Here is a 23751-nt window from a genome sequence, read left to right as displayed (position 1 = left end):
GGCGTTGTGGATTGGAGAATTCACGATCGAGGCAAACCGTGGGAGCACCGTCTTTCCGCTTCAAACACTATGACCTGAAAGGTCAAAGAGCAGGGACTGCCGTGGAGGTCACCCTCAGCGCGGTCAACAACGTCCGCCTGATGACGGCGGCGAACTTCCAGCGCTTCAAGGAGCTGCTCGATTTCAAATATGTCGGCGGCGTCGCCAAGAAGTCGCCGATCCGACTGGTGATCCCCGAAGACGGGCACTGGCACCTGATCGTCGACATGGAAGGTCATCACGGGCTGGCCGATTCCGCGGTCAAGCTTACGCCGCCTCCCGCGGCCGCGCAGCGGCGGGTCTCCTAGGGCTCGCCCCGCTCCTTGCGCAGCTTCGACCACCAGTCGAGGCGCTTGCGGATGTCGCGCTCGAAGCCTCGCTCCGGCGGATCATAATAGACCTGGCGGCCCATCTTCTCGGGGAAATAGTTCTGGCCCGAAAAGGCGTCCGGCTCGTCGTGATCGTAGCGATAGCCGTCACCATAGCCCTCCCCCTTCATCAGCTTGGTCGGAGCATTGAGGATGTGCTTCGGCGGCAGCAGGGAGCCGTTCTCCTTGGCGGCCCGCATGGCGGCCTTGTAGGCGGTGTAGACGGCGTTCGATTTTGGCGCGGTCGCCAGATAGACGCAGGCCTGCGCCAGCGCCAGCTCGCCTTCCGGCGAACCGAGATAATCATAGGCATCCTTGGCGGCATTGCAGACGACGAGCGCCTGGGGATCGGCAAGCCCGATGTCCTCCACCGCCATGCGCACCAGCCGGCGCCCGAGATAGAGCGGGTCTTCTCCGGCATCGAACATGCGGCAGAGATAGTAGAGCGCCGCATCGGGATCGGAGCCGCGGACGGATTTGTGCAGTGCCGAGATGAGGTTGTAGTGCCCGTCCTGGCCCTTGTCGTAGACCGGTGCCCGGCGCTGGACGATCTGCGTCAGGCCGGCCGTATCGAAGATCTCGCCGTCACGGGCGGCCCGCCACACCTCCTCGGCGAGCGTCAGCACGGCGCGCCCGTCGCCATCGGCCATCCGGATGAGGCTGGCGCGGGCATCGTCATCGAGCGGCAGCGGCCTTGCCTCCACCTGCTCCGCCCGCGTCAGCAGCTCCCGAAGGCTGCGCTCGTCATGCGGGCCGAAGGTCAGGACTCTGGCACGCGACAAAAGAGCGGCGTTGAGCTCGAAGCTAGGGTTTTCCGTGGTGGCGCCGACGAGAATGACCGTGCCATCCTCCATCACCGGCAGGAAACTGTCCTGCTGGGCGCGGTTGAAGCGGTGGATCTCGTCGACGAAGAGCAGCGTCTGGCGGCCCTCCATGCGCCGCATGCGCGCCGTCTCGAACACCTTCTTGAGATCGGCGACGCCGGAAAAGATCGCCGAGATCTGCTCGAAGGCGAGCCCCGTCTCGCCCGACAGCAGGCGCGCCACCGTCGTCTTGCCGGTGCCGGGCGGCCCCCAGAAGATCATCGAGCCGAGCGAGCCGGCGGCGATCATCCGCTGAAGCACGCCGTCTGCGCCGGTCAGATGCTCCTGTCCCGTCACCTCCGCCAGCGACTTCGGCCGCAGGCGGTCGGCCAGAGGCCGCCGGCTGGCGACCTCGTCGGGGACCTTCGGCGCAAACAGGTCGCCCTTCATCGGAAGAACTGCCGGATCCGCTGACCGTCCCGCTCAATCTCGACGCGCCAGAAGCCCGGATCCTCGTCCAGCATGTCTTCCATGGCCTCGCTCGACTGCACCGCCACGCCGTTCAGCGACACGATGATGTCCTTCGGCCGGAAGCCGATGCGGCTGCCGGGAGAATTGCGCACGACGTCGACGACCACGACACCTGCCTTGTCGGCCGGCATGCGCAGCTCTGTTGCCAGGCGCGGCGAGAGATTTCCGACGCGGATCCCGGCAAAGGGATTGCGTCCCTCGATCAGCCGCTCGTCGCGGGCGGGCGTTTCCGGTGCGGAATTGAGAGCGATCGTGACCTGCCGGCTGCTGCCGCTCGACTGAACCGTCAGCACGGCCTCGCCGCCCAGTCCGGCCGTCGTCAGGCGGTAGCCGAGGGCATCGGGATGTTCGACCTCGATGCCGTCGACGGCGGTGACGACTTCGCCCGGCCGGATGCCGGCCGCATCGGCCGGTCCGCCCTCGGCGACGCCGACCACCAGCGCACCGCGCGCCGCCTTCAGGCCGAGCGCCTCTGCGACATCGGAGGTGACGGGTTCGAAGCTTGCGCCGATATAGGGACGCTCGAACGAGTTCTCGCCCTCTTCCGCCGCGGCCAGGAACACCTTGACCAGGTTGGCGGGAATGGCGAAGCCGATGCCGTTGGAACCGCCGCCGCGGGAAAAGATCGCCGTGTTGATGCCGATCAGTTCGCCGCTCATGTTCATCAGGGCGCCGCCGGAGTTGCCGGGATTGATCGAGGCATCGGTCTGGATGAAGAAGCCGAAGTCGCCGGGCGTCACCTGGTTGCGGGCAAGTGCCGAGACGATGCCGCTCGTCACCGTCTGGCCGACACCGAAGGGATTGCCGACGGCGAGCACCAGGTCACCCACCTCGACGGCATCGGAATTGCCGATCGGCAGCGCCGGGAAATCTTCGCTCGCCTCGATCTTCAGCACGGCGAGGTCAAGGCTCTCGTCTTTCAGAAGGACCTCGGAGGCATATTCCCGCCCGTCGGCCAGCGCGACCTTGATATCGTCGGCGCCCTCGATGACGTGATTGTTGGTGACCACAAGTCCACCCGCCGAAACAATGACACCGGACCCCAGCGACGACTGCTTCTCGGTGCGGTTCGGCATGCGCTGACCGAAGAACTGCTCGAAGAAGGGGTCGCCCGCAAACGGGTTCAGCCGCTGCACGACGCGTTCCGCATAGACATTGACGACGGCACCCGCCGTCTGCTTCACCAGCGGCGCAAAGGACAGCTGAACCTCCGCCTGACTCTGCGGCACCGCCTTGTCCGTCTGGGCGCCGGCCATGGCCGGGGACAGGAGGCAAAGGGCCAGTGCACTGGCGGCAACGCGTCTCAACATGCTCTGCATGAATTCCTCTTTATGAAAATCCGGAACGATTTGTAACGCGGAACGTCGGAAAGGAAAGCGGGCACGTTGACGCTAATCGTGCACCCGCCCCCTTAGTTGAACCACCGGAGAATAGTGATGCCCTGTTTTCGTTCCCAATATGGCCAAGCGCTTTCGGTCGGCGCAATCGCGCTCGTCCTTTCCTTCTCGACGGGAGGCCTGCCCGGCCGCTCGACGGCAGCGGCTGCGAGCTTCGACTGCGAGAAAGAGGACCTCGCGGCGGACGAGCAGGCAATCTGCGACAACCGGGTGCTCAACGATGCCGACGTGAAGATGGTGACGACCTTCGACATCCTCGCCGGCCTGCTGGCCATGGGCGCCCGCGGCACGATGCAGGACGATCAGACGGCCTGGCTCGCGCGGCGACAGGCCTGCGGCGCAGACGTCGCCTGCATCCAGTCCGCCTATGACGAGCGGATGAAGGTGCTGACAGAAACCTTCAACGGCCTGCCTCGGCCGCAGTAGGTCTACCTCCCGGACCTACTCCGGCAGGATGCGCACGGCGCCCTTGTCGGCGCTGGAGGCGAAGGCGGCGTAGGCCTTCAGGGCCGTGGTGACATTGCGCTTGCGCGGCGCCACCGGCTTCCAGCCGAGCTTGTCCTGCTCGGTACGGCGATGCGCCAGTTCGGAGTCGGGAATCATCAGGTTGATGGTGCGGTTGGGGATGTCGATCTCGATCATGTCGCCTTCGCGCACCAGGCCGATGGCGCCGCCATTGGCGGCTTCCGGCGAGGCGTGGCCGATGGAGAGGCCCGAGGTACCGCCGGAGAAGCGACCGTCGGTGATCAGCGCACAGGCCTTGCCGAGACCCTTGGACTTCAGATAGCTCGTCGGATAGAGCATTTCCTGCATGCCGGGACCGCCCTTGGGGCCTTCGTAGCGGATGACCACCACATCGCCGGCGACGACCTCATTGTTGAGGATCGCCTTCACCGAAGCATCCTGGCTTTCGAAGACGCGCGCCGGGCCGGTGAACTTCAGGATCGACTCGTCGACGCCCGCCGTCTTCACGATGCAGCCGTCCAGCGCGATGTTGCCGTAGAGAACCGCAAGTCCCCCATCCTTCGAGAACGGGTTCTTGACGGAGCGGATGACGCCCTTGTCGCTGTCGGTGTCGAGCTCGTCCCAGCGCGAGGACTGCGAGAAGGCAACCTGGGTCGGGACGCCGCCGGGAGCCGCCTTGAAGAAGGTGCGGACCATCTCGCTGTTGGTGCGGGTGATGTCCCAGCGGTCGATGGCGTCGCCGAGCGTCGCCTCGTGGACCGTCTTGCAGTCGCGGTTGATCAGGCCGCCCCGTTCCAGCTCGCCGAGGATTCGCATGATGCCGCCGGCGCGGTGGACGTCTTCCATGTGGACGTCGCTCTTTGCCGGCGCCACCTTCGACAGGCAGGGCACCTTGCGCGACAGGCGGTCGATATCGTCGAGGGTGAAATCGACGTCACCCTCGTAGGCGGCCGCAAGGATGTGAAGAACGGTGTTGGTGGAACCGCCCATGGCGATGTCGAGCGCCATGGCATTTTCGAATGCTTCCTTGGTCGCGATCGAGCGCGGCAGGACGCTGTAGTCGTCCTGCTCGTAGTGGCGGCGGGCGAGATCGACGATCAGATGGCCGGCTTCGACGAACAGGCGCTTGCGGTCAGCATGGGTGGCAAGCGTCGAGCCGTTGCCCGGCAGCGAGAGACCCAGCGCTTCCGTCAGGCAGTTCATCGAGTTGGCGGTGAACATTCCCGAGCACGAACCGCAGGTCGGACAGGCGGCACGCTCGATCGCCTGGACATCGGCGTCCGACATCGCCTCATCGGCCGCAGCGACCATGGCGTCGACGAGATCCAGCGCCACGGTCTTGCCCTGCAGGACGACCTTGCCGGCTTCCATCGGGCCGCCGGAGACAAAGACGGACGGGATGTTGAGGCGCATGGCGGCGCTCAGCATGCCGGGCGTGATCTTGTCGCAGTTGGAGATGCAGACCATGGCATCGGCGCAATGGGCGTTGACCATGTATTCGACCGAGTCCGAGATGATCTCGCGCGACGGCAGCGAATAGAGCATGCCGTCATGGCCCATGGCGATGCCGTCGTCGACGGCGATCGTGTTGAACTCCTTGGCGACGCCGCCGGCAGCCTCGATTTCGCGGGCGACGAGCTGGCCGAGATCCTTGAGGTGGACGTGGCCCGGCACGAACTGCGTGAAGGAGTTCACCACCGCGATGATCGGCTTGCCGAAGTCGCCGTCCTTCATGCCGGTGGCGCGCCACAGGCCGCGCGCACCTGCCATGTTGCGGCCGTGGGTCGTGGTTCTGGAACGATAGACGGGCATGGTTTTCTTCCTCGATCTTGTATTTCGGGCGCGCTCTGCCACGGCGGCACAGCCCGGTTTTCCCGGCTTTCCTACTCCAAGGGCCCCGAAGTGTCACTATCAGGCGGGGCAAAACCGGTACGCCTGCCGAAGCCTCACGCAAACGTGGGCCGAAGATTTCTGGCCGGCGCTGTGAAACTAATTCGTCTCGCGTTACGTATATCAGACAAAGCCGCTCCGAAGGAGACTGTCATGCCCGTCTATCGCCCGCCTCGTATCGCCGCCTCCGACATCACCCCCCGCGACATCTACATGTCACGGCGCAAGTTCATGGGCACCGCTGCGGCCGGATTCGTGATGGCCGGCGCCGGCTCGGCCCTGGCCGCGCCGCTGACCGCCGCCCCGAGCCGCTTTTCGACCGACGAGACACTGACGCCGAAAGAGGCGGTCACCACCTACAACAACTTCTACGAATTCGGCACGGCCAAGAGCGATCCGGCCCAGAATTCCGGTCAGTTCGAGCCGCTGCCGTGGTCGGTGAAGGTCGACGGCATGGTCGGCAAGCCGCGCGAATTCGGCATCGAAGAGTTGATGAAGATGCAGCTCGAGGACCGGACCTACCGGATGCGCTGCGTCGAGGGCTGGTCGATGGTCATCCCGTGGATCGGCTTCCCGCTGTCGGCGCTTCTCGACCAGGTGGAGCCGCTCGGCAGCGCCAAATATGTATCTTTCGAAACCGTCGTCCGCCCCGAGCAGATGCCGGGACAGACAGGGTTCTTCCAGCCGCTGGAATGGCCCTATGTCGAGGGCCTGCGCCTCGACGAGGCGCGCCATCCGCTGACCATCCTCGCCGTCGGGCTCTATGGCGAAACGCTGCCGAACCAGAACGGTGCGCCGATCCGGCTCGTCGTGCCGTGGAAATACGGGTTCAAGAGCATCAAGTCGATCGTCAAGATCTCGCTCGTCGAGGAGCAGCCGCAAACCACCTGGAAGAATTCGAACGCCCGCGAATACGGCTTCTACTCGAACGTCAATCCGGCCGTCGATCATCCGCGCTGGAGCCAGGCGACCGAACAGCGGATCGGTGACGGCGGCTTCTTCTCCGTCGCCAACCGCCCCACCCTGCCCTTCAACGGCTATGCCGACGAGGTCGCAAGCCTCTATGAGGGAATGGACCTCAAGGCGAACTTCTGATGGCATTGATCCCCACCCTGCCCCGCAAGCTGCACGGGGCGAGCATCTGGGCGCTCTATGTCGTCGGCCTGCTTCCAGCGGTCTGGTACTTCTACCAGGGCGCCACCGGCGGGCTGGGGGTCAACCCGGTCAAGACCTTCGAACACCTGTTAGGGATCTGGGCGCTGCGGTTCCTGATCGCGACGCTCGCCGTCACACCGCTGCGCGACTTCGCGGGCATCAACTGGCTGCGCTATCGCCGGGCGCTCGGTCTCCTGGCCTTCTATTACGTCGCGCTGCATTTCTCCGTCTGGCTGATCCTCGACCGTGGCCTCGACTTCAGTTCGATTGCCGGCGATATCGTCAAGCGACCCTATATCACCATCGGCATGGTCTGCCTCGTCTCGCTGGTGCCGCTGGCGCTGACCTCCAACAGCTGGTCGATCCGGCGCCTCGGCCAGCGCTGGAGCAAGCTCCACCAGCTGATCTATCCGGTGGCGCTGGGCGGCGCGCTTCACTATCTCCTCGCGATCAAGTCCCTCACCGCAGGCCCTTTCATCCACATTGCGCTGATCGCGCTACTGCTGCTCTACCGCCCGCTGCGCAAGCCCTTCCTTGCCTGGAAACGCGGCAAGCCGCTCGCGGCGCAACAGAGAGCATCTTCCCGCTAGGACTGTGCCGGACACTGCCGTCGGTGGTGACGGAGAGATCAGGATGCGCCGCGACCCGCCGTGCATCCTCCATCCGGTTCACAGCTTATATGAGCGGGAGCTTTTTCCTGTGCAGTGACCACGTAAAACTTGCGGACACTTCCGATCCGGCTGTTGTATGGTAAGCAAAGCCATACCCCCATGCCCCTTCTCTTCGGAAGTACTCCATGACCAGAGATCTGATCTTCATCGGTCCTTTGCCGCCCCCGGTACATGGACAGGCTATCGCGACGCGGACTGTTCAGGAGCAGCTTCTGACCGCAGGACTGCAGATCGAAACGCTGAACCTCGGCGTCGAAAGCAGAGGATCCACCGCCGCCCTGATGGTGCGCCGGGGCTGGGCCCAACTGCGGGCGATCATAGCCTGCATCACAGGGCGCCAGCCCAGCGTCTACATTTCCGTCGGCGCCAACAGGGGCATGTATCTGACGGCCTTGATGGCGCTTGCGGCCCGCGCCACCGGCAAGACCGTCGTGCTCCACCACCACACCTATGCCCATATCGGCCAGGAAGTACCGAGGATGAAGATCCTTCTGGCGCTTGCCGGAAAGGCGGCCTGGCACATCACCATCTGCCCGGCAATGAGCGCACAGCTGAAGAAGGTATACCCTCAAGTCTTGAAGACGCTCGAATTCAGCAACATCGGTTCCGTCGACACCGATCTGCTGACGCTGGCGCGGGAAGACAGAACCGAGGTGACGCTCGGGTTCATGAGCAATCTCACGGCCGAGAAAGGCGTCCATCACGCCATCGCTGCGTTTCGCGAGGCGCTCGCCGCCGGCCACGCGCAGCGGCTGGTTCTTGCCGGGCCCTGCAACGACGAGGCATCCCGGCAGGCCGTCGAGGCGGCCCTCGAGGAGATGGGCGACAGGCTCGTATACCTGGGCCCGGTCTACGGGCACGAGAAGGTCTCGTTTTTCGAGATGATCGACATCTTCCTCTTCCCGTCCACCTATGCCAACGAAACCCAGGGGATCGTCAACCTGGAGGCGCTGGCAGCCGGCCTGCCGATCGTGGCGTTCGGCCTCTGCTGCATTCCATCCGATCTGGACGTTGACTCGTGCATCGTCGTTGATCCGCACGAGGGACCAGCCGGTTTTGCCGATGCGACACGGCGGATGGCGGGCCAACTCGGTCAGCAGTCCAGGCACGCGCTAGCGCAAGCCTCGCGGGCCCAGTTCGGGCGGCTGCAGTCCCGGCATGCGGCCGAGAGGAGCGCCTTGTACGATCTCCTCGCCGGCGTGAGGCCCGAGGGGCGGACTTCATCTGCTGATTAACGCCAGTGGTGCGGCTGGTTTGGCAGGGTCCCGACCGGCGGCTTTAAATCCATGACGACAAAACGCGAAAGAGCCGGGTGTCGCCACCCGGCTCTTTCAATCTGTCGCATCCGAAATCCGCAGATTATGCGGCTTCGGCGGCTTCCATTTCAGCCGCATGGCGAGCCTTGTCGGCTGCGCCCTTGGCGTTGACGTCGCGCTCGACGAACTCGATGACCGCGAGCGGTGCATTGTCGCCCTGGCGGAAGCCAGCCTTCATGATACGCAGGTAGCCGCCATTGCGGGTTGCGTAACGCGAGGCGATTGTGTCGAACAGCTTGCGGACGGCGTCCTGATCCTGGATCTGCGAGATCGCCTGACGGCGAGCGTGCAGGTCGCCGCGCTTGCCGAGCGTGACAAGCTTTTCGACGATCGGACGAATTTCCTTGGCCTTCGGCAAGGTGGTGACGATCTGCTCATGCGTGATCAGCGAGGCAGCCATGTTGGCAAACATGGCCTTGCGGTGGCTGGCAGTGCGGTTGAGCTTGCGACCGGCTTTCTGGTGGCGCATCTCTGGTCTCCTTTACTTGCAGGCATCCGCCTGCAGTCTAATGGTTAGTACTGGTCTTCGTAACGCTTGGCGAGGTCTTCGATATTTTCCGGCGGCCAGGCGGGAACTTCCATACCGAGATGGAGGCCCATGGATGCCAGAACTTCCTTGATCTCGTTCAGCGACTTGCGACCGAAATTCGGAGTGCGCAGCATTTCCGCCTCGGTCTTCTGGATGAGATCGCCGATGTAGACGATGTTGTCGTTCTTCAGGCAGTTCGCGGACCGGACGGAAAGTTCCAGTTCGTCGACCTTCTTGAGGAGCGCCGGGTTGAACGCCAGTTCGGTGACCGATTCCTCTTCGGCTTCCTTCTGCGGCTCGTCGAAGTTGACGAAGACCGAGAGCTGGTCCTGCAGGATACGGGCAGCAAAGGCAACAGCATCTTCGCCCGTGACCGAGCCATCGGTCTCGATGGTCATGGTCAGCTTGTCGTAGTCGAGAACCTGGCCTTCGCGGGTGTTTTCCACCTTGTAGGACACTTTCTTGACCGGCGAGTAGAGGCTGTCGACCGGGATGAGGCCGATCGGAGCGTCTTCAGCACGGTTGCGATCGGCAGGAACGTAACCCTTACCGTTGTTGACCGTGAATTCCATGCGGATCTCCGCGCCCTCGTCGAGGGTGCAGATGACGTGGTCAGGGTTCAGGATCTCGATGTCGCCGACCGTCTGAATGTCGCCGGCCGTCACGGAACCTGGACCCTGCTTGCGCACAACCATGCGCTTTGCGTCGTCGCCATCCATCTTGATGGCGATTTCCTTGATGTTGAGCACGATGTCCGTCACATCTTCCCGGACGCCCGGGATGGAGGAGAATTCGTGCAGAACGCCGTCGATCTGGACGGCGGTGACAGCAGCACCGCGCAGCGACGACAAAAGCACCCGGCGCAGAGCGTTGCCGAGCGTCAAGCCGAAGCCCCGCTCAAGCGGTTCTGCGACGAGGTTCACCTTCGTGCGACCGGACGAGGTGAACTCCACCTTGTTCGGCTTGATCAGTTCCTGCCAGTTCTTCTGGATCATGTTTTAAACCTTCCGTTCGTTGCCACCATCCAATCGTGGCAACCGAGCATGAGAAGCACCGAGCGAGACAAGGCCCTTCGGCGGTACGGCAAAACCGCCAGACTTCGAGAACGAAGTGAGGCGGCATTACACAAGTTCAATGCAGCCTGGCTGAACCGCCGGCGCATCCGCTGATTAGACGCGGCGCTTCTTGCGCGGACGGCAACCGTTGTGCGGGATCGGGGTCACGTCACGGATCGAGGTGATCATGAAACCGGCGGCCTGCAGAGCGCGCAGAGCCGATTCACGACCGGAGCCCGGACCGCAGACTTCGACTTCCAGCGACTTCATGCCATGTTCCTGGGCCTTCTTGGCGCAGTCTTCGGCAGCGATCTGTGCGGCGAACGGGGTCGACTTACGCGAACCCTTGAAGCCCTTCGCGCCAGCCGACGACCAGGCAATCGCATTGCCCTGCGCGTCGGTGATGGTGATCATGGTGTTGTTGAAGGTCGAATTGACGTGGGCAACGCCCGACGTGATGTTTTTGCGTTCGCGACGGCGGACGCGTGTGGCTTCCTTGGCCATGGTCTTCCTTTCGTTGATCTCGTCACCGCCGTAGTTCCAGCGGCTCCACCGGAGCCAGGCTTGCGCCCGGCACCAAACTCAAAAAGAGGCCAGCGAGCGAGCGCCAGCCTCTCCCACCCGGAGAACCGGGAAATTACTTCTTCTTACCAGCAATCGCCTTTGCCGGACCCTTGCGGGTGCGGGCATTGGTGTGCGTGCGCTGACCGCGGACCGGAAGGCCACGACGGTGGCGCAGGCCACGGTAGCAACCAAGGTCCATCAGACGCTTGATGTTCATCGAGGTTTCGCGACGCAGGTCGCCTTCGACCTGGTAATCGCGGTCGATGGTTTCGCGGATCTGCAGAACTTCTGCGTCCGTGAGCTGATGAACGCGACGTTCAGCCGGAATACCGACCTTCTCGACGATTTCCTGTGCGAACTTCGGGCCGATCCCGTGAATATACGTGAGCGCAATAACAACGCGCTTCGCAGTCGGGATGTTGACGCCAGCGATACGTGCCACGCCTATTCTCCTTCGTTCCAGTTGCCATCCGGCAAGTGGTACTTCTTCCATGAGAGCAGCCGCAAGACGGCCGCCAGTTCAAACGATTATCCGAAACAGTCAAACGACCGACCCGGATACCCTTCTCGGGAGATCCGCACCGATCGCATATGCTGTAGCGAGTTGGCGCGGGGTTTAACGGAATCGGTCAAAAATAGCAACCGGCTCCGCCAAGATTCTTTAACAAGCCACCGCCCCTCTCAAAGAGCGGCGAGGATCTTCTCTATGTCTGCCGTCACGGCATCCATTTCCGCCATGCCGTCGACGGTCTGCAAGCTGCCCTTGGCATAGTAGTAGCCGATGAGCGGCGAGGTTTCCTTGTAGTAGACCTCGAGACGCTGCGTCATCGTTTCGGCATTGTCGTCCGGGCGGCGCTTGAAGTGCGTTGAACCGCACTTGTCGCAGACGCCTTCTACTGCCGGCTTCTTGTCGGTGTCGTGATAGACCGTCCCGCACTGTGCGCAGGAATAGCGGCCGGAGACACGACGAACCAGTTCCTTGTCGTCGACCTTCAATTCGATGATGGCCGACAGACCCAGTCCCTTGTCCTTCAGCATCTTCTCGGTGGCATCGGCCTGGACGAGAGTCCTGGGGAAGCCATCGAGAATGAAGCCATTGGCACAATCGGGCTGATCGATTCGCTCGGACACGATGGCGATGACGATGTCATCCGAGACCAGCTTTCCGGCGTCCATGACTTCCTTGGCACGCTTGCCGACGTCCGTCTGTGCCGCCACGGCTGCCCGCAGCATGTCGCCGGTGGATAGCTGCGGAATTCCGTGCTTATCCACGATCCGCTGGGCCTGGGTCCCCTTCCCCGCGCCCGGCGGTCCCAAAAGTATCAGTCTCATCGTCCCCTCTTTCCTCCACGCAGTTTCGACTTCTTGATCAACCCCTCGTACTGCTGAGCAATCAGGTGACCCTGGATCTGTGCGACCGTATCAAGCGTAACACTGACCACGATCAAAAGCGAAGTACCACCAAGGGCTAATGGTACCCCCGTACGGGCAATCAGCAGCTCAGGCAGGATGCAGACGAAGACGAGGTAGACCGCGCCGATCACTGTGATTCGGGTCAGGACGTAGTCGATGTAGTCGGCGGTGCGTTCGCCCGGACGAATGCCCAGGATGAAGCCGCCATGCTTCTTCAGGTTATCGGCGGTGTCCTTCGGGTTGAAGACGATCGCCGTATAGAAGAAGGCGAAGAAGGCAATCAGCATGCCGTAGAGCACCATGAACGCCGGCTGACCGTGACCAAGCGCGGCGATCACCGTCGTTGCCCAGCTCGGAAGCTCGGCACTGTTTGCAAATCCCGCAGCCGTCGCCGGCAGAAGGAGAAGCGACGAGGCAAAGATCGCCGGGATCACGCCTGCGGTGTTGAGCTTCAGCGGCAGATGCGAGGTGTCGCCCTGGAACATGCGGTTGCCCACCTGGCGCTTCGGATACTGGATCAGAAGCCTGCGCTGGGCACGTTCGACGAAGACGATCAGCGTGATGACACCGATCGCCACCAGAATGACCAGGAGAATCAGCGCCGTCGACAGAGCGCCGGTCCGGCCGAGTTCCAGCGTACCTGCAAAGGCGGTCGGCAGACCTGCAGCAATGCCGGCAAAGATGATCAGCGAAATACCGTTGCCGATGCCGCGGGCGGTGATCTGCTCACCGAGCCACATCAGGAACATGGTACCGCCCAGAAGCGTCACGACGGTGGTGATGCGGAAGAACCAGCCCGGATCGAGCACCAGGCCATTGCCGCTCTCGAGGCCTGCGGCAATGCCGTAGGCCTGCAGCGTGCCGAGCAGGACGGTGCCGTAGCGGGTGTACTGGTTGATGACCTTGCGGCCCTGCTCGCCTTCCTTCTTCAGCGCTTCCAGCGAGGGAACGACCGAAGTCATCAGCTGCACGATGATCGACGCAGAGATATAGGGCATGATGCCGAGCGCGAAGATCGCCATGCGCTCCACGGCGCCGCCGGCAAACATGTTGAAGAGACCGAGGATACCACCGGACTGGCCCTGGAAGGCCGCGGCATAAGCCTCCGGGTTGAGGCCGGGCAGCGGAATATGCGTGCCGAGGCGATAGACGAGGAGAGCTGCCAGCGTAAACCACAGCCGCTTCTTGAGATCCTCCGCCTTGGCGAAGGTCGAAAAATTGAGGTTGGAGGCAAGTTGTTCCGCTGCAGAAGCCATGCATTTCTCCGCCTGACCAATTCCGGCGGCGGGAAGGCGCCAAGCCCGGAAAGCAGTCTGAATTCAGTTGATGAAAACGGGCGGGAGCGCGGGACGCAACCAGTGCCTCACCCTGTTTTCCGTATGGTTCCGGAAAGCGCGACCGTAGCGGCCGGTCCCAGAATCGTGAGGCTCACATATGGGAGCAAAATCGCCCGGTGTGAAGCACGCCGGGCGATTTATACGGCTTATTCGGCAGCAGGAGCTTCCGGAAGCTTGATGGTGCTGCCGGCCTTCTCGATCTTCTCGACGGCAGCCTTGGAGGCACCGGCGGCTTCGATCGTGACCTTGGCCGTCAGTTCGCCATCCGACAGGATGCGGACGCCGTCGCGCGGGCGACGGATCACGCCGGCAGCCTTCAGGGCCGCAGCGTCGATCGTTGCCTTGGGGTCGAGCTTCTTGGCATCGATCGCCGTCTGGATGCGACCGAGCGATACGGTCACGAAGTCCGACGAGAAGATGTTGTTGAAGCCGCGCTTGGGCAGGCGACGATAGATCGGCATCTGGCCGCCTTCGAAGCCGTTGATGGACACGCCGGAGCGAGCCTTCTGACCCTTCACGCCGCGACCACCGGTCTTGCCCGAGCCCGAGCCGATACCGCGACCGACGCGCTTGCGGTTCTTCGTCGAACCTTCGTTGTCTTTGAGTTCATTCAGTTTCATGATGACTTCCCCCGTCTCACTTCTCGTCGACGACGCGAACGAGATGCTGGACAGCACGGATCATACCACGAACCGAAGGCGTATCCTCCAGGGTGCTGACCCGGTGCATCTTGTTGAGGCCGAGACCGATCAGCGTTGCGCGCTGTACGGCCGGGCGGCGGATGGGGCTACCGATCTGCTCGACCGTAACCGTCTTGTTGGCTTCTGCCTGAGTAGCTTTCTTGGCCATGATCGCTCTCCTTATTCTTCCGAAGCAATGCCGGAAGCGGCGCGACGAGCCTGAAGCGTGGCATACTTGAGGCCGCGCTGTGCTGCGACGTCCTTCGGATGCACCTGATGCTTCAGGGCGTCAAAAGTGGCGCGAACCATGTTGTACGGGTTCGACGAACCGGTCGACTTCGCAACAACGTCGCTGACGCCGAGTGTTTCGAAGACGGCGCGCATCGGGCCACCTGCGATGATGCCGGTACCGGCCTTGGCGGCACGCAGCAGGACCTTGCCGGCGCCGTGGCGGCCGTTGAGGTCGTGGTGCAGCGTACGGCCGTCGCGCAGCGGTACGAAGATCAGGTCGCGCTTGGCGGATTCAGTCGCCTTGCGGATGGCTTCCGGCACTTCACGTGCCTTGCCGTGGCCGAAGCCGACGCGGCCCTTCTGGTCGCCGACAACGACGAGAGCAGCAAAGCCGAAACGACGGCCGCCCTTGACGACCTTGGCGACGCGGTTGATCGCGACCAGCTTGTCGACGAATTCGCTATCGCGCTCGTCACGGTTCTGGCGATCGTCGCGAGAACCTCTTCTTTCTTGTGCCATTGTCCTTTTCCTTTTTCTTTTCCGGGTGCAATCGGCAGATTACAGGGCGATCCGGTTCAGGATCGGGTGCGGAGAAACCGCGTTTGCCCGGCCCCGCTTGCGCGAGGCCGGGCAAATTCCTTAGAAGCTCAGTCCGCCTTCGCGGGCAGCTTCTGCCAGGGCCTTGATGCGGCCGTGATAGATGAAGGCGCCGCGATCAAACACGACTTCCTTTACACCGGCCTTCGTCGCCCGTTCCGCCACCAGCTTGCCGACGGCGGTCGCTGCTTCAACGTCAGCGCCGGTCTTGAGCTTCGAGCGCAGATCCGAGTCGAGCGTGGAGGCGGCTGCAAGCGTGCGGCCGGCCACGTCGTCAATGACCTGGACATAGATGTTCTTCGACGAGCGATGAACCGACAGGCGCGGACGGCCGTTGGCAACCGCCTTAATCTGGCGGCGCACGCGGCTCGCGCGCTTTGCAAGTGCTTGTTTCCTGCTAGCCATATCGCGTGATCCTTACTTCTTCTTGCCTTCCTTGCGGATGATCCGTTCCTCGGCGTACTTGACGCCCTTGCCCTTGTAGGGCTCCGGACCGCGGTATTCGCGGATTTCCGCTGCAACCTGACCGACCTGCTGCTTGTTAATGCCGGTGACGATGATTTCCGTCGGCTTCGGCACGGCAATCGAAATCCCCTGCGGGGGTTCGTAGACAACGTCATGGCTGAAACCGAGAGCCAGCTGCAGGTTCTTGCCCTGCAGGGACGCACGGTAACCGACGCCATTGATCTCGAGCTTGCGCTCGAAACCGTCCTTCACGCCCTTGAAGATGTTTTCAATCATCGTCCGGGACATGCCCCACTTGGAGCGGGCGTCCTTGCTGTCGTTGACCGGGGTCACCGACACGCCGTCGTCATTGTGTTCAACCTTCACTTCGTCGTTTGCAACGAAGAAAAGCTCGCCCTTCGGACCCTTGGCAGTCACTTTCTGGCCATCAACCGTGGCCGTAACTCCAGCAGGAACCGGAACGGGCTTCTTACCGATACGAGACATTTTTTTGTCCTGTCTGTTCGCTATGGAGATCCCTGCCCTGTCTTAGAAGACAGAGCAAAGAACCTCGCCACCAACGTTCTGTTCGCGAGCCTGGTGATCGGCCATCACACCCTTCGGAGTCGAAAGGATGGTGATGCCGAGGCCGTTCGCGACCTGCGGAATGGACTTCACCGAGACATAAACTCGGCGGCCCGGCTTGGACACGCGGCCGATCTCACGGATCACCGACGCGCCCTCGTAGTACTTCAGCTCGATTTCGATCTCGGACTTGCCGTTACCGTAATCGGTCTGGGAATAGCCGCGGATGTAGCCTTCGGCCTGCAGCACGTCGAGAACGCGTGCGCGCAGTCTGGAGGCAGGCGTCGTCACCGAAGTCTTGCGGCGAGCGGCACCATTGCGGATGCGGGTGAGCATATCGCCCAACGGATCAGTCATGGTCATCTAACTGTCTCCTTACCAGCTCGACTTGACGATACCCGGCACTTTGCCGGAATTGCCCAGCTCACGAAGCGCGATACGCGACATCTTGAGCTTGCGATAGAATGCGCGCGGACGGCCAGTGACTTCGCAACGGTTACGAATGCGGGTCTTGGAGCCATCGCGCGGCAGCGAGGCAAGAGTCAGTGTTGCCTGGAACCGCTCTTCGATCGAGAGGCCCTGGTTCATGATGGTTGCCTTCAGGGTCGCACGCTTTGCGGCCTGGTTGGCAACTGTCTTGCGGCGGCGCTTGTTCTTTTCAACTGCGCTAGTCTTCGCCATATCGGAGTTCCTTTTCTACGCTCGTCGTTACGGTTACTGACGGAACGGGAAGTTGAACTCTCTGAGGAGAGCCCGGGCTTCGTCGTCGGCCTTGGCCGTCGTGCAAACGATGATGTCCATGCCCCACATCTGATCAACCTTGTCGTAGTTGATCTCAGGGAACACGATGTGTTCCTTAATGCCCATGGCGAAGTTGCCACGGCCGTCAAAGCTCTTCGGGTTCAGGCCGCGAAAGTCGCGAACGCGCGGGAGCGCGATGTTGATCAGGCGGTCGAGGAATTCGTACATGCGTGCGCCGCGCAGGGTAACCTTGGCGCCGATCGGCATGCCTTCGCGGACCTTGAAGCCAGCGATGGAGTTGCGTGCCTTGGTGATCACGGCCTTCTGGCCGGAGATCGCAGCGAGATCCGCTGCAGCAACGGTGGGCTTCTTGGAATCGGCTGTCGCCTCGCCCACGCCCATGTTGATGACGATCTTCTCGAGCTTCGGGATCATCATCTCGTTGGCGAAGGAGAATTCTTCCTTCAGCGCACCGCGGATGCGGGAAACATATTCTGTCTTGAGCCGCGGCTCATACTTCGCCTCAGCCATCGATCAAATCTCCCGTACGCTTGGCAACTCGCACCTTCTTCCCGTCGACAACCTGGAAGCCAACGCGGGTCGGCTTGCCATCCTTCGCGGCGATCGCGAGGTTCGACAGGTGGATGGATGCTTCCTTGTTGATGATGCCGGCTTCCTGCGTCTGCGTCTGACGCTGGTGGCGCTTCACCATGTTAATACCGCGCACGAGTGCGCGATCTTCCTTCGGCATAACCTGGAGGACTTCGCCGGTACGGCCCTTGTCCTTGCCGGTCAATACGACGACACTGTCGCCCTTGCGGATCTTCTGCATCGGTATCGCTCCCTTACAGCACTTCTGGAGCCAGCGAGATGATCTTCATGTGGTTCTTGGCGCGAAGTTCGCGCGGAACCGGTCCGAAGATACGGGTACCGATCGGCTCTTTCTTGTTATCAATAAGCACCGCCGCGTTGTTGTCGAAGCGGATGACGCTGCCGTCGGCACGACGAATGTCCTTGGCGGTACGCACAACCACCGCCTTCATCACATCGCCCTTCTTCACGCGGCCACGCGGAATAGCTTCCTTGATCGAGACGACGATTACGTCGCCGACCGAAGCGTACTTGCGCTTGGAGCCGCCCAGCACCTTGATGCACATGACACGACGTGCGCCGGAATTATCCGCCACGTCGAGGTTTGTTTGCATCTGAATCATTTCAGGTCGCCTTTTTCTAATGACCGGAACGACCGGGCGCGCGAACGCCCCGATCCGGCTTATGGACAGAATTTCATTGTGCGCGGGACGGATCTTGCCAAGGTGGTTTCCTTAAAAAGGACCTTCCCTGCGCTCAAAGCAAAAGAACGCTCGTTGCCGAGCGTCCTGCGCCGATGGCGTGCTTCATACAGAAATCTGCGCCAGAAGCAAGAGCCTGGCGCAAATGACTGAAATTAAGCCTGGGCGGAAATCACCGTCCAGCACTTATCCTTGGAAATCGGGGCGCATTCCTGGATGGAAACCACGTCACCGACCTTGTACTGATTGTTCTCGTCGTGCGCCTTGTACTTCTTGGAACGGCGAACCGTCTTCTGAAGCAGCGGATGGGAGAATCGGCGCTCGATGCGGACAACAACGGTCTTCTCGTTCTTGTCGGAAACTACGACGCCCTGCAGAATGCGTTTCGGCATATTGTTCTTCCTTTAGGCCTTTGCTTCTGCCGCCTTCTGGCGGGCAATGGTTTTGACGCGGGCGATGTCCTTGCGGACTTCGTTAACGCGCGAGGACTTCTCGAGCTGACCGGTGGCCTTCTGGAAGCGCAGGTTGAACTGCTCCTTCTTGAGGTCGGCGAGCTTGTCCTTGAGCTGGTCGGCCGTGAGGCCGCGAACTTCTTCGGCTTTCATCGTGCCTTCTCCTACTCTGCGATGCGCTGAACGAAGCGCGTCTTAACCGAGAGCTTGGCGGAGCCGAGACGAAGTGCCTCGCGGGCAATCTCCTCGGATACACCGTCGATCTCGAACATCATCCGGCCGGGCTTGACCTTGCATGCCCAGTATTCGACCGAACCCTTACCCTTACCCATGCGGACTTCCGTCGGCTTGGCTGTGACCGGAACGTCTGGGAAGACGCGGATCCACACGCGGCCGGCACGCTTCATATAGCGCGTGATGGCACGACGAGCGGCTTCGATCTCACGAGCGTTGACGCGGTTCGGCTCCTGAGCCTTCAGACCGAACTCACCGAAGGCCAGATCGAATCCGCCCTTGGCAACACCCTTGATACGTCCCTTGAACTGCTTCCGGAACTTTGTACGCTTTGGCTGCAACATTTTCTTACTTCTCCGAGCTTATCTTTCGCCAGCGCTAATCAAGCATTTTCGCGACGACGATCGCCACGGTCGCCACGATCACCACGGCTTGCGGGACCCTGTGCGTCACCTTCGAGAGCGCGGCGTTCGGAAGCCATCGGATCGTGCTCAAGGATTTCACCCTTGAAGATCCAGACCTTGATGCCGCAGATACCGAATGCGGTTTCGGCTTCTGCCGTCCCGTAGTCGATGTCGGCGCGCAGCGTGTGAAGCGGCACGCGGCCTTCACGATACCATTCGGTACGGGCGATTTCCGCACCACCGAGACGGCCGGCGCAGGTGATCCTGATGCCTTCGGCACCAAGACGCATCGCCGACTGAACGGCACGCTTCATCGCACGACGGAAGGCGATACGACGCTCGAGCTGCTGGGCGATGCCCTGGGCAACCAGAGTGGCGTCGACTTCGGGCTTGCGCACTTCAACGATGTTGAGGTGCGTTTCCGAATTCGTCATCGTCGAGATCTTCTTGCGAAGCTTCTCGATGTCGGCGCCCTTCTTGCCGATGATCAGACCCGGGCGCGCCGAGTGGATCGTGACGCGGCACTTCTTGTGCGGACGCTCGATGACCACCTTGGCGATACCGGCCTGCTTCAGCTCGGACATCAGATACGCGCGGATCTTCAGATCCTCGTGCAGCAGCTTGCCGTATTCGGCATTGTCGGCGAACCAACGGCTGTCCCAGGTGCGGTTAATGCCGAGGCGGAAACCGATTGGATTGATTTTCTGACCCATTATGCGGCCTCCCCTTTTTCCTCGACTTCGCGCACGACGATCGTCAGGTGCGCGAAAGGCTTCTCGATGCGAGAAGCACGGCCGCGACCGCGAGCGTGGAAGCGCTTCATGACGATCGACTTGCCGACGTAGGCTTCCGATACGATCAGGGAGTCGACGTCGAGGTCATGGTTGTTCTCGGCGTTGGCGATGGCAGACTCGAGAGTCTTCCTCACCGTGCCGGCGATGCGCTTGCGAGAGAACTCGAGGTCCGCGAGCGCGCGTTCGACCTTCTTGCCACGGATCATGGCGGCAACCAGGTTGAGCTTCTGCGGGCTGACGCGAATGGTGCGGGCAACTGCCTGCGCCTCATTGTCCTTCAGCCGGCGTTCGGTCTTTGCCTTCGCCATGGTTACTTCCTCTTCGCCTTCTTGTCCGCGCCGTGACCATAATAGGTACGCGTGGGCGCGAACTCACCGAACTTGTGACCGACCATGTCTTCGTTGACGCTGACCGGGATGTGCTTGCTGCCGTTGTAGACGCCGAACGTCAGACCGACGAACTGCGGCAGGATGGTGGAACGGCGGCTCCACATCTTGATCACTTCGCTCCGTCCGCCTTCACGAACCTTCTCAGCCTTCTTGAGAAGATAGCCGTCAACAAACGGGCCTTTCCATACTGAACGAGCCATTCCTGACTACCTCTCTTACTTCTTGCGCTGGTGGCGCGAACGCATGATGAACTTGTCAGTCGACTTGTTCGAGCGCGTACGCTTGCCCTTGGTGGGCTTACCCCACGGGCTGACTGGGTGACGGCCACCCGACGTGCGGCCTTCACCACCGCCGTGCGGGTGGTCGACAGGGTTCATGACGACACCGCGGTTATGCGGGGTCTTGCCGCGCCAGCGGGTACGACCGGCCTTGCCGTCGTTGATGTTGCCATGGTCCGGGTTGGACACGGCGCCGACGGTGGCGAGGCACGAGCCCGGAACGAGGCGCTGCTCGCCCGAGTTCAGGCGAAGGATGGCCATGCCCTGGTCACGACCGACGAGCTGCACGTAGGTGCCGGCCGAACGGGCGATCTGACCGCCCTTGCCCGGCTTCATCTCGACGTTGTGCACGATCGAGCCCACCGGAACGTACTGCAGAGGCATGGTGTTGCCCGGCTTGACGTCCACGGCCTTGTCGGACGCGATGACCTTGTCGCCGGCAGCAAGACGCTGCGGAGCGAGGATGTAGGCCAGCTCACCGTCCTCATACTTGATGAGAGCGATGAACGCGGTACGGTTCGGATCGTATTCCAGGCGCTCGACCGTACCCTCGACGTCGAACTTGCGACGCTTGAAGTCGATCAGGCGATAGGTACGCTTGTGACCGCCGCCGATGAAGCGGGCGGTGATGCGGCCGAGGTTGTTACGACCGCCGCTCTTGGAGAGGCCTTCCGTCAGCGCCTTGACCGGCTTGCCCTTGTGAAGGCCAGACCGGTCGACGATGACCAGCTGTCGCTGGCTCGGAGACGTCGGATTGTAGCTTTTCAATGCCATTTTTCTGTTCCTCAGAGACCGGTGGAGACGTCGATCGACTGACCTTCGGCCAGCGTCACGATAGCCTTCTTCACGTCCTTCTGCTTGCCGATGAAGCCGCGGAAACGCTTAACCTTGCCCTTGCGGACCAGCGTATTGACGGCCTTGACCTTCACACCGAAAAGCGCCTCGACGGCAGCCTTGATTTCCGGCTTGGAAGCATCCTTGGCAACGTTGAAAACAATCTGGTTCTGCTCAGATACCAGCGTCGACTTTTCGGTGATCGAAGGAGATACGATCACATCGTAGTGGCGAAGATCGGTCACTTGAAACGCTCCTCTAGAGCTTCAACTGCGGCCTTCGACAGCACGAGCTTGCCGCGACGCAGGATGTCGTAAACATTGATGCCCTGAACCGGCAGAACATCGACGTTCGGGATGTTCTGGGCAGCGAGCTTGAAGTTGTTGTCGAGTTCCGCACCGCCGATGAAGAGCACGTTGGTGAGGCCCATCGACGCGAACGAACCGACAAGCGCCTTGGTCTTTGCTTCGGCGGCAACCAGGTTGTCGATGACGATCAGGTCTTCCGACTTCAGCTTGGCAGACAGGGCGTGACGCAGAGCAAGCGCACGGACCTTCTTGGGAAGATCGTGGGCGTGGCTGCGGACGACCGGGCCGTGAGCCTTGCCACCGCCACGGAACTGAGGTGCACGTGCCGAATGGTGACGAGCGCGGCCCGTACCCTTCTGCTTGTACATCTTGGCACCGGTGCGGGAGACTTCTGCACGGGTCTTGGTCTTGTGCGTGCCCTGCTGCTTCTTGGCGAGCTGCCAACGAACCATACGGGCAAGAATGTCTTCGCGGGGGTCGAGGCCGAAAATCTCATCCGACAGGGAGACCTTGCCGGCGTCTTTTCCCTCGAGGGTCTTGACGTTGAATTCCATGTGCTTGGCTCCCTTACTTCGCGGCCGACTTGATGGCATCGCGAACGACGATCCAAGCGCCCTTGGAGCCGGGAACGGCACCCTTGACGAGGATCAGGCCGCGGTTCTCATCGGTGGAGACGACTTCGAGGTTCTGCGTGGTGACGCGCGTCTGGCCCATGTGGCCCGCCATGCGCTTGCCCTTCCAGACCTTGCCCGGATCCTGGTTGGAACCGGTCGAACCATGCGAACGGTGCGAAACGGACACACCGTGCGTGGCCCGCAGACCGCCGAAGTTGTGGCGCTTCATGGCGCCCGCAAAGCCCTTACCGATCGTCGTACCCGTCACGTCCACCAGCTGACCAGCGGTGAAGTGGCCGGCCGTCAGCTCGGTGCCAACGTCGATCATGTTGTCTTCGGTCACGCGAAACTCGACGAGCTTCGCCTTTGGCTCGACTTCAGCAACGGCAAAATGGCCGCGCAGCGCCTTCGTCGTGTTCTTCACCTTGGCGGTGCCTGCACCCAGCTGAATAGCCGTGTAGCCATTCTTTTCCTGGGTACGCTGGGCAACGACCTGGCACTTTTCGAGCCGCAGTACTGTTACCGGGATATGTTCACCAGCGTCGTTATAGACGCGGGTCATTCCCACTTTCTGTGCAATTACACCCGAACGCATCGGTTAATTCCTTCTCACTCCGCTCGAGACAACCGCCTCAGAGCTTGATCTCAACATCGACACCTGCGGCGAGATCGAGCTTCATCAGCGCGTCTACCGTCTGCGGTGTCGGATCTACGATGTCGAGAAGGCGCTTATGGGTGCGCATCTCGAACTGCTCGCGGCTCTTCTTGTCGATATGGGGAGACCGGTTAACCGTAAACTTCTCGATTCGGGTCGGAAGCGGAACGGGGCCCCGGACACTAGCACCGGTGCGCTTCGCCGTCGACACGATCTCGCGCGTGGAAGCATCGAGAATTCGGTGATCGAACGCCTTCAGGCGAATGCGGATATTTTGGCCGTTCATTCGACGTTATCCTTGTTGTCTGTTACTACGCGTGCCCAACGTAAAGGCACGGGTTGTTCTTTTACCTAAGGCGGACCACCGGTTTCAAAGATCGAGAGGAACACCGCAGGACGGTATCCCTTTCCAGTCTTCGGGCCTTGCGACCCACCTTGATGCTGATTGCAGTTCCCTGCCCCATTCGAAGCAGGGGCAAATCGCGCTTGCGCGCCATTTGCTACATTTTCGTGTCATAAGCAAGCGACGAAACGCCGCTTGCTTAAATCATTGTTCGCTGCAGAGCAGCGAAGCCGGCGCAACCTGCGTCGGCCCCCGCCTTGCGTCGATTAGGCGACGATCGAAGCGACGATGCCGGCGCCGACGGTGCGGCCACCTTCGCGGATCGCGAAGCGCAGCTTTTCTT

Annotated in this window: 36 protein-coding genes; 5 read left to right on the top strand and 31 right to left on the bottom strand. The window is 61.7% G+C overall.

The genetic code is table 11. The annotated features are described in order from the left end of the window. The first annotated feature begins 38 nt into the window (after nucleotides 1-38). Nucleotides 39-347 (top strand): DUF1883 domain-containing protein, encoded by a 309-nt coding sequence (locus EO99_RS0118870; RefSeq protein WP_029620155.1) that lies wholly within the window; start codon nucleotides 39-41, stop codon nucleotides 345-347. Here EO99_RS0118870 and EO99_RS0118865 read toward each other — a convergent pair. Together EO99_RS0118865 and EO99_RS0118860 are read right to left on the bottom strand one after the other, a co-directional pair. Further along, nucleotides 344-1660: a replication-associated recombination protein A gene (locus tag EO99_RS0118865; RefSeq protein WP_029620154.1), complete on the bottom strand. Its 1317-nt coding sequence runs from the start codon at nucleotides 1658-1660 to the stop codon at nucleotides 344-346. The genes EO99_RS0118870 and EO99_RS0118865 overlap by 4 nt on opposite strands. After that, nucleotides 1657-3060: a DegQ family serine endoprotease gene (locus EO99_RS0118860; protein ID WP_029620153.1), complete on the bottom strand. Its 1404-nt coding sequence runs from the start codon at nucleotides 3058-3060 to the stop codon at nucleotides 1657-1659. Before EO99_RS0118860 ends, EO99_RS0118865 begins: the two co-directional genes overlap by 4 nt. 117 nt (nucleotides 3061-3177) lie before the next feature. Between EO99_RS0118860 and EO99_RS0118855 the strand changes: the two genes are divergently transcribed. Next, a complete protein-coding gene (locus EO99_RS0118855) occupies nucleotides 3178-3564 on the top strand; it encodes a lysozyme inhibitor LprI family protein (RefSeq protein ID WP_051679958.1) in 387 nt (128 codons plus the stop codon). 15 nt (nucleotides 3565-3579) lie between these two features. Here the strand turns inward: EO99_RS0118855 and ilvD are convergent, their stop codons facing one another. Beyond that, on the bottom strand, nucleotides 3580-5415 hold the full coding sequence (ilvD, locus tag EO99_RS0118850) for a dihydroxy-acid dehydratase (protein WP_029620151.1): 1836 nt from the start codon (nucleotides 5413-5415) through the stop codon (nucleotides 3580-3582). 231 nt (nucleotides 5416-5646) lie between these two features. Here ilvD and msrP point away from each other — a divergent pair, with 231 nt between their 5' ends. The 3 genes from msrP to EO99_RS0118835 all read left to right on the top strand — a co-directional run bounded on the left by msrP (nucleotide 5647) and on the right by EO99_RS0118835 (nucleotide 8554). After that, nucleotides 5647-6588, top strand: coding sequence for a protein-methionine-sulfoxide reductase catalytic subunit MsrP (gene msrP / locus EO99_RS0118845; RefSeq protein ID WP_029620150.1), 942 nt, complete (start codon nucleotides 5647-5649; stop codon nucleotides 6586-6588). Then, complete coding sequence (gene msrQ / locus EO99_RS0118840; protein ID WP_029620149.1) at nucleotides 6588-7238, top strand: protein-methionine-sulfoxide reductase heme-binding subunit MsrQ; 651 nt, start codon at nucleotides 6588-6590, stop codon at nucleotides 7236-7238. Before msrP ends, msrQ begins: the two co-directional genes overlap by 1 nt. 206 nt (nucleotides 7239-7444) lie before the next feature. Continuing rightward, nucleotides 7445-8554: a glycosyltransferase family 4 protein gene (locus EO99_RS0118835; protein WP_029620148.1), complete on the top strand. Its 1110-nt coding sequence runs from the start codon at nucleotides 7445-7447 to the stop codon at nucleotides 8552-8554. 124 nt (nucleotides 8555-8678) lie between these two features. Here EO99_RS0118835 and rplQ read toward each other — a convergent pair whose 3' ends face one another. From rplQ to EO99_RS27600, 28 genes are all read right to left on the bottom strand, one after another. Further along, the gene (rplQ, locus tag EO99_RS0118830) at nucleotides 8679-9104 is read right to left on the bottom strand and encodes a 50S ribosomal protein L17 (RefSeq protein WP_029620147.1); all 426 of its coding nucleotides are present in this window, start codon (nucleotides 9102-9104) and stop codon (nucleotides 8679-8681) included. 44 nt (nucleotides 9105-9148) lie between these two features. Continuing rightward, nucleotides 9149-10159, bottom strand: coding sequence for a DNA-directed RNA polymerase subunit alpha (locus EO99_RS0118825; protein ID WP_029620146.1), 1011 nt, complete (start codon nucleotides 10157-10159; stop codon nucleotides 9149-9151). 174 nt (nucleotides 10160-10333) lie between these two features. After that, nucleotides 10334-10723, bottom strand: coding sequence for a 30S ribosomal protein S11 (rpsK, locus tag EO99_RS0118820; RefSeq protein WP_007766864.1), 390 nt, complete (start codon nucleotides 10721-10723; stop codon nucleotides 10334-10336). 133 nt (nucleotides 10724-10856) lie between these two features. Further along, complete coding sequence (gene rpsM / locus EO99_RS0118815; protein ID WP_029620145.1) at nucleotides 10857-11225, bottom strand: 30S ribosomal protein S13; 369 nt, start codon at nucleotides 11223-11225, stop codon at nucleotides 10857-10859. A 239-nt stretch (nucleotides 11226-11464) separates the two neighbouring features. Then, complete coding sequence (locus EO99_RS0118810; protein WP_029620144.1) at nucleotides 11465-12115, bottom strand: adenylate kinase; 651 nt, start codon at nucleotides 12113-12115, stop codon at nucleotides 11465-11467. Next, a complete protein-coding gene (secY, locus tag EO99_RS0118805; protein WP_029620143.1) occupies nucleotides 12112-13452 on the bottom strand; it encodes a preprotein translocase subunit SecY in 1341 nt (446 codons plus the stop codon). The genes EO99_RS0118810 and secY overlap by 4 nt, the downstream gene beginning before the upstream one ends. Nucleotides 13453-13679: 227 nt before the next feature. Continuing rightward, nucleotides 13680-14153 (bottom strand): 50S ribosomal protein L15, encoded by a 474-nt coding sequence (gene rplO / locus EO99_RS0118800; RefSeq protein ID WP_029620142.1) that lies wholly within the window; start codon nucleotides 14151-14153, stop codon nucleotides 13680-13682. A 16-nt stretch (nucleotides 14154-14169) separates the two neighbouring features. Then, the gene (gene rpmD, locus EO99_RS0118795) at nucleotides 14170-14382 is read right to left on the bottom strand and encodes a 50S ribosomal protein L30 (protein ID WP_029620141.1); all 213 of its coding nucleotides are present in this window, start codon (nucleotides 14380-14382) and stop codon (nucleotides 14170-14172) included. A gap of 11 nt (nucleotides 14383-14393) precedes the next feature. Further along, the gene (gene rpsE / locus EO99_RS0118790) at nucleotides 14394-14963 is read right to left on the bottom strand and encodes a 30S ribosomal protein S5 (RefSeq protein WP_029620140.1); all 570 of its coding nucleotides are present in this window, start codon (nucleotides 14961-14963) and stop codon (nucleotides 14394-14396) included. Nucleotides 14964-15083: 120 nt separating this feature from the next. Further along, entirely contained in the window at nucleotides 15084-15446 is a 363-nt protein-coding gene (gene rplR, locus EO99_RS0118785; protein WP_029620139.1) for a 50S ribosomal protein L18, read from the bottom strand. Nucleotides 15447-15458: 12 nt separating this feature from the next. Beyond that, the gene (gene rplF / locus EO99_RS0118780) at nucleotides 15459-15992 is read right to left on the bottom strand and encodes a 50S ribosomal protein L6 (protein ID WP_029620138.1); all 534 of its coding nucleotides are present in this window, start codon (nucleotides 15990-15992) and stop codon (nucleotides 15459-15461) included. A 42-nt stretch (nucleotides 15993-16034) separates the two neighbouring features. Continuing rightward, a complete protein-coding gene (gene rpsH, locus EO99_RS0118775) occupies nucleotides 16035-16433 on the bottom strand; it encodes a 30S ribosomal protein S8 (protein ID WP_029620137.1) in 399 nt (132 codons plus the stop codon). Between the two features lie 12 nt (nucleotides 16434-16445). Further along, nucleotides 16446-16751, bottom strand: a complete 306-nt coding sequence (gene rpsN, locus EO99_RS0118770) for a 30S ribosomal protein S14 (protein ID WP_029620136.1) — start codon at nucleotides 16749-16751, stop codon at nucleotides 16446-16448. A gap of 33 nt (nucleotides 16752-16784) precedes the next feature. Beyond that, on the bottom strand, nucleotides 16785-17342 hold the full coding sequence (rplE, locus tag EO99_RS0118765) for a 50S ribosomal protein L5 (RefSeq protein ID WP_037112439.1): 558 nt from the start codon (nucleotides 17340-17342) through the stop codon (nucleotides 16785-16787). Next, nucleotides 17335-17643 (bottom strand): 50S ribosomal protein L24, encoded by a 309-nt coding sequence (rplX, locus tag EO99_RS0118760; protein WP_029620134.1) that lies wholly within the window; start codon nucleotides 17641-17643, stop codon nucleotides 17335-17337. Before rplX ends, rplE begins: the two co-directional genes overlap by 8 nt. A gap of 13 nt (nucleotides 17644-17656) precedes the next feature. Continuing rightward, nucleotides 17657-18025 (bottom strand): 50S ribosomal protein L14, encoded by a 369-nt coding sequence (rplN, locus tag EO99_RS0118755; protein ID WP_029620133.1) that lies wholly within the window; start codon nucleotides 18023-18025, stop codon nucleotides 17657-17659. Nucleotides 18026-18258: 233 nt separating this feature from the next. Further along, nucleotides 18259-18495 (bottom strand): 30S ribosomal protein S17, encoded by a 237-nt coding sequence (gene rpsQ / locus EO99_RS0118750; protein WP_029620132.1) that lies wholly within the window; start codon nucleotides 18493-18495, stop codon nucleotides 18259-18261. 12 nt (nucleotides 18496-18507) lie between these two features. Beyond that, the gene (rpmC, locus tag EO99_RS0118745; protein ID WP_016553554.1) at nucleotides 18508-18708 is read right to left on the bottom strand and encodes a 50S ribosomal protein L29; all 201 of its coding nucleotides are present in this window, start codon (nucleotides 18706-18708) and stop codon (nucleotides 18508-18510) included. A gap of 11 nt (nucleotides 18709-18719) precedes the next feature. Further along, a complete protein-coding gene (gene rplP, locus EO99_RS0118740; RefSeq protein ID WP_029620131.1) occupies nucleotides 18720-19133 on the bottom strand; it encodes a 50S ribosomal protein L16 in 414 nt (137 codons plus the stop codon). 38 nt (nucleotides 19134-19171) lie between these two features. Then, nucleotides 19172-19906 (bottom strand): 30S ribosomal protein S3, encoded by a 735-nt coding sequence (gene rpsC / locus EO99_RS0118735; protein WP_029620130.1) that lies wholly within the window; start codon nucleotides 19904-19906, stop codon nucleotides 19172-19174. After that, a complete protein-coding gene (gene rplV, locus EO99_RS0118730) occupies nucleotides 19906-20295 on the bottom strand; it encodes a 50S ribosomal protein L22 (RefSeq protein ID WP_037112434.1) in 390 nt (129 codons plus the stop codon). Before rplV ends, rpsC begins: the two co-directional genes overlap by 1 nt. Before the next feature lie 2 nt (nucleotides 20296-20297). Next, complete coding sequence (rpsS, locus tag EO99_RS0118725) at nucleotides 20298-20576, bottom strand: 30S ribosomal protein S19 (protein WP_029620128.1); 279 nt, start codon at nucleotides 20574-20576, stop codon at nucleotides 20298-20300. A 15-nt stretch (nucleotides 20577-20591) separates the two neighbouring features. Beyond that, on the bottom strand, nucleotides 20592-21428 hold the full coding sequence (rplB, locus tag EO99_RS0118720; protein WP_029620127.1) for a 50S ribosomal protein L2: 837 nt from the start codon (nucleotides 21426-21428) through the stop codon (nucleotides 20592-20594). Between the two features lie 11 nt (nucleotides 21429-21439). Then, the gene (locus EO99_RS0118715; RefSeq protein WP_029620126.1) at nucleotides 21440-21733 is read right to left on the bottom strand and encodes a 50S ribosomal protein L23; all 294 of its coding nucleotides are present in this window, start codon (nucleotides 21731-21733) and stop codon (nucleotides 21440-21442) included. Further along, complete coding sequence (rplD, locus tag EO99_RS0118710; RefSeq protein WP_029620125.1) at nucleotides 21730-22350, bottom strand: 50S ribosomal protein L4; 621 nt, start codon at nucleotides 22348-22350, stop codon at nucleotides 21730-21732. The genes EO99_RS0118715 and rplD overlap by 4 nt, the downstream gene beginning before the upstream one ends. A gap of 13 nt (nucleotides 22351-22363) precedes the next feature. Next, nucleotides 22364-23005: a 50S ribosomal protein L3 gene (gene rplC, locus EO99_RS0118705; protein WP_029620124.1), complete on the bottom strand. Its 642-nt coding sequence runs from the start codon at nucleotides 23003-23005 to the stop codon at nucleotides 22364-22366. Nucleotides 23006-23042: 37 nt separating this feature from the next. Next, nucleotides 23043-23351 (bottom strand): 30S ribosomal protein S10, encoded by a 309-nt coding sequence (rpsJ, locus tag EO99_RS0118700; RefSeq protein ID WP_003547547.1) that lies wholly within the window; start codon nucleotides 23349-23351, stop codon nucleotides 23043-23045. A 323-nt stretch (nucleotides 23352-23674) separates the two neighbouring features. Beyond that, on the bottom strand, nucleotides 23675-23751 hold a 77-nt coding region (locus EO99_RS27600; protein WP_156034904.1), incomplete at its 5' end, for an EF-Tu C-terminal domain-related protein.

Source organism: Pseudorhizobium marinum, assembly GCF_000705355.1.
GTDB lineage: Bacteria > Pseudomonadota > Alphaproteobacteria > Rhizobiales > Rhizobiaceae > Neorhizobium > Neorhizobium pelagicum.
The sequence above is the reverse complement of the archived record's forward strand: the minus strand, read 5'-3'. Positions and strand labels throughout refer to the sequence as shown.

Coding starts and splice junctions, on each gene's coding strand:
- EO99_RS0118865 (WP_029620154.1), bottom strand. CDS start 1,660: ATGAAGGGCGACCTGTTTGCGCCGAAGGTCCCCGACGAGGTCGCCAGC.
- EO99_RS0118860 (WP_029620153.1), bottom strand. CDS start 3,060: ATGCAGAGCATGTTGAGACGCGTTGCCGCCAGTGCACTGGCCCTTTGC.
- EO99_RS0118855 (WP_051679958.1), top strand. CDS start 3,178: ATGCCCTGTTTTCGTTCCCAATATGGCCAAGCGCTTTCGGTCGGCGCA.
- ilvD (WP_029620151.1), bottom strand. CDS start 5,415: ATGCCCGTCTATCGTTCCAGAACCACGACCCACGGCCGCAACATGGCA.
- msrP (WP_029620150.1), top strand. CDS start 5,647: ATGCCCGTCTATCGCCCGCCTCGTATCGCCGCCTCCGACATCACCCCC.
- msrQ (WP_029620149.1), top strand. CDS start 6,588: ATGGCATTGATCCCCACCCTGCCCCGCAAGCTGCACGGGGCGAGCATC.
- EO99_RS0118835 (WP_029620148.1), top strand. CDS start 7,445: ATGACCAGAGATCTGATCTTCATCGGTCCTTTGCCGCCCCCGGTACAT.
- rplQ (WP_029620147.1), bottom strand. CDS start 9,104: ATGCGCCACCAGAAAGCCGGTCGCAAGCTCAACCGCACTGCCAGCCAC.
- EO99_RS0118825 (WP_029620146.1), bottom strand. CDS start 10,159: ATGATCCAGAAGAACTGGCAGGAACTGATCAAGCCGAACAAGGTGGAG.
- rpsK (WP_007766864.1), bottom strand. CDS start 10,723: ATGGCCAAGGAAGCCACACGCGTCCGCCGTCGCGAACGCAAAAACATC.
- EO99_RS0118810 (WP_029620144.1), bottom strand. CDS start 12,115: ATGAGACTGATACTTTTGGGACCGCCGGGCGCGGGGAAGGGGACCCAG.
- secY (WP_029620143.1), bottom strand. CDS start 13,452: ATGGCTTCTGCAGCGGAACAACTTGCCTCCAACCTCAATTTTTCGACC.
- rplO (WP_029620142.1), bottom strand. CDS start 14,153: ATGAAACTGAATGAACTCAAAGACAACGAAGGTTCGACGAAGAACCGC.
- rpmD (WP_029620141.1), bottom strand. CDS start 14,382: ATGGCCAAGAAAGCTACTCAGGCAGAAGCCAACAAGACGGTTACGGTC.
- rpsE (WP_029620140.1), bottom strand. CDS start 14,963: ATGGCACAAGAAAGAAGAGGTTCTCGCGACGATCGCCAGAACCGTGAC.
- rplR (WP_029620139.1), bottom strand. CDS start 15,446: ATGGCTAGCAGGAAACAAGCACTTGCAAAGCGCGCGAGCCGCGTGCGC.
- rplF (WP_029620138.1), bottom strand. CDS start 15,992: ATGTCTCGTATCGGTAAGAAGCCCGTTCCGGTTCCTGCTGGAGTTACG.
- rpsH (WP_029620137.1), bottom strand. CDS start 16,433: ATGACCATGACTGATCCGTTGGGCGATATGCTCACCCGCATCCGCAAT.
- rpsN (WP_029620136.1), bottom strand. CDS start 16,751: ATGGCGAAGACTAGCGCAGTTGAAAAGAACAAGCGCCGCCGCAAGACA.
- rplE (WP_037112439.1), bottom strand. CDS start 17,342: ATGGCTGAGGCGAAGTATGAGCCGCGGCTCAAGACAGAATATGTTTCC.
- rplX (WP_029620134.1), bottom strand. CDS start 17,643: ATGCAGAAGATCCGCAAGGGCGACAGTGTCGTCGTATTGACCGGCAAG.
- rplN (WP_029620133.1), bottom strand. CDS start 18,025: ATGATTCAGATGCAAACAAACCTCGACGTGGCGGATAATTCCGGCGCA.
- rpsQ (WP_029620132.1), bottom strand. CDS start 18,495: ATGCCGAAACGCATTCTGCAGGGCGTCGTAGTTTCCGACAAGAACGAG.
- rpmC (WP_016553554.1), bottom strand. CDS start 18,708: ATGAAAGCCGAAGAAGTTCGCGGCCTCACGGCCGACCAGCTCAAGGAC.
- rplP (WP_029620131.1), bottom strand. CDS start 19,133: ATGTTGCAGCCAAAGCGTACAAAGTTCCGGAAGCAGTTCAAGGGACGT.
- rpsC (WP_029620130.1), bottom strand. CDS start 19,906: ATGGGTCAGAAAATCAATCCAATCGGTTTCCGCCTCGGCATTAACCGC.
- rplV (WP_037112434.1), bottom strand. CDS start 20,295: ATGGCGAAGGCAAAGACCGAACGCCGGCTGAAGGACAATGAGGCGCAG.
- rpsS (WP_029620128.1), bottom strand. CDS start 20,576: ATGGCTCGTTCAGTATGGAAAGGCCCGTTTGTTGACGGCTATCTTCTC.
- rplB (WP_029620127.1), bottom strand. CDS start 21,428: ATGGCATTGAAAAGCTACAATCCGACGTCTCCGAGCCAGCGACAGCTG.
- rplD (WP_029620125.1), bottom strand. CDS start 22,350: ATGGAATTCAACGTCAAGACCCTCGAGGGAAAAGACGCCGGCAAGGTC.
- rplC (WP_029620124.1), bottom strand. CDS start 23,005: ATGCGTTCGGGTGTAATTGCACAGAAAGTGGGAATGACCCGCGTCTAT.
- rpsJ (WP_003547547.1), bottom strand. CDS start 23,351: ATGAACGGCCAAAATATCCGCATTCGCCTGAAGGCGTTCGATCACCGA.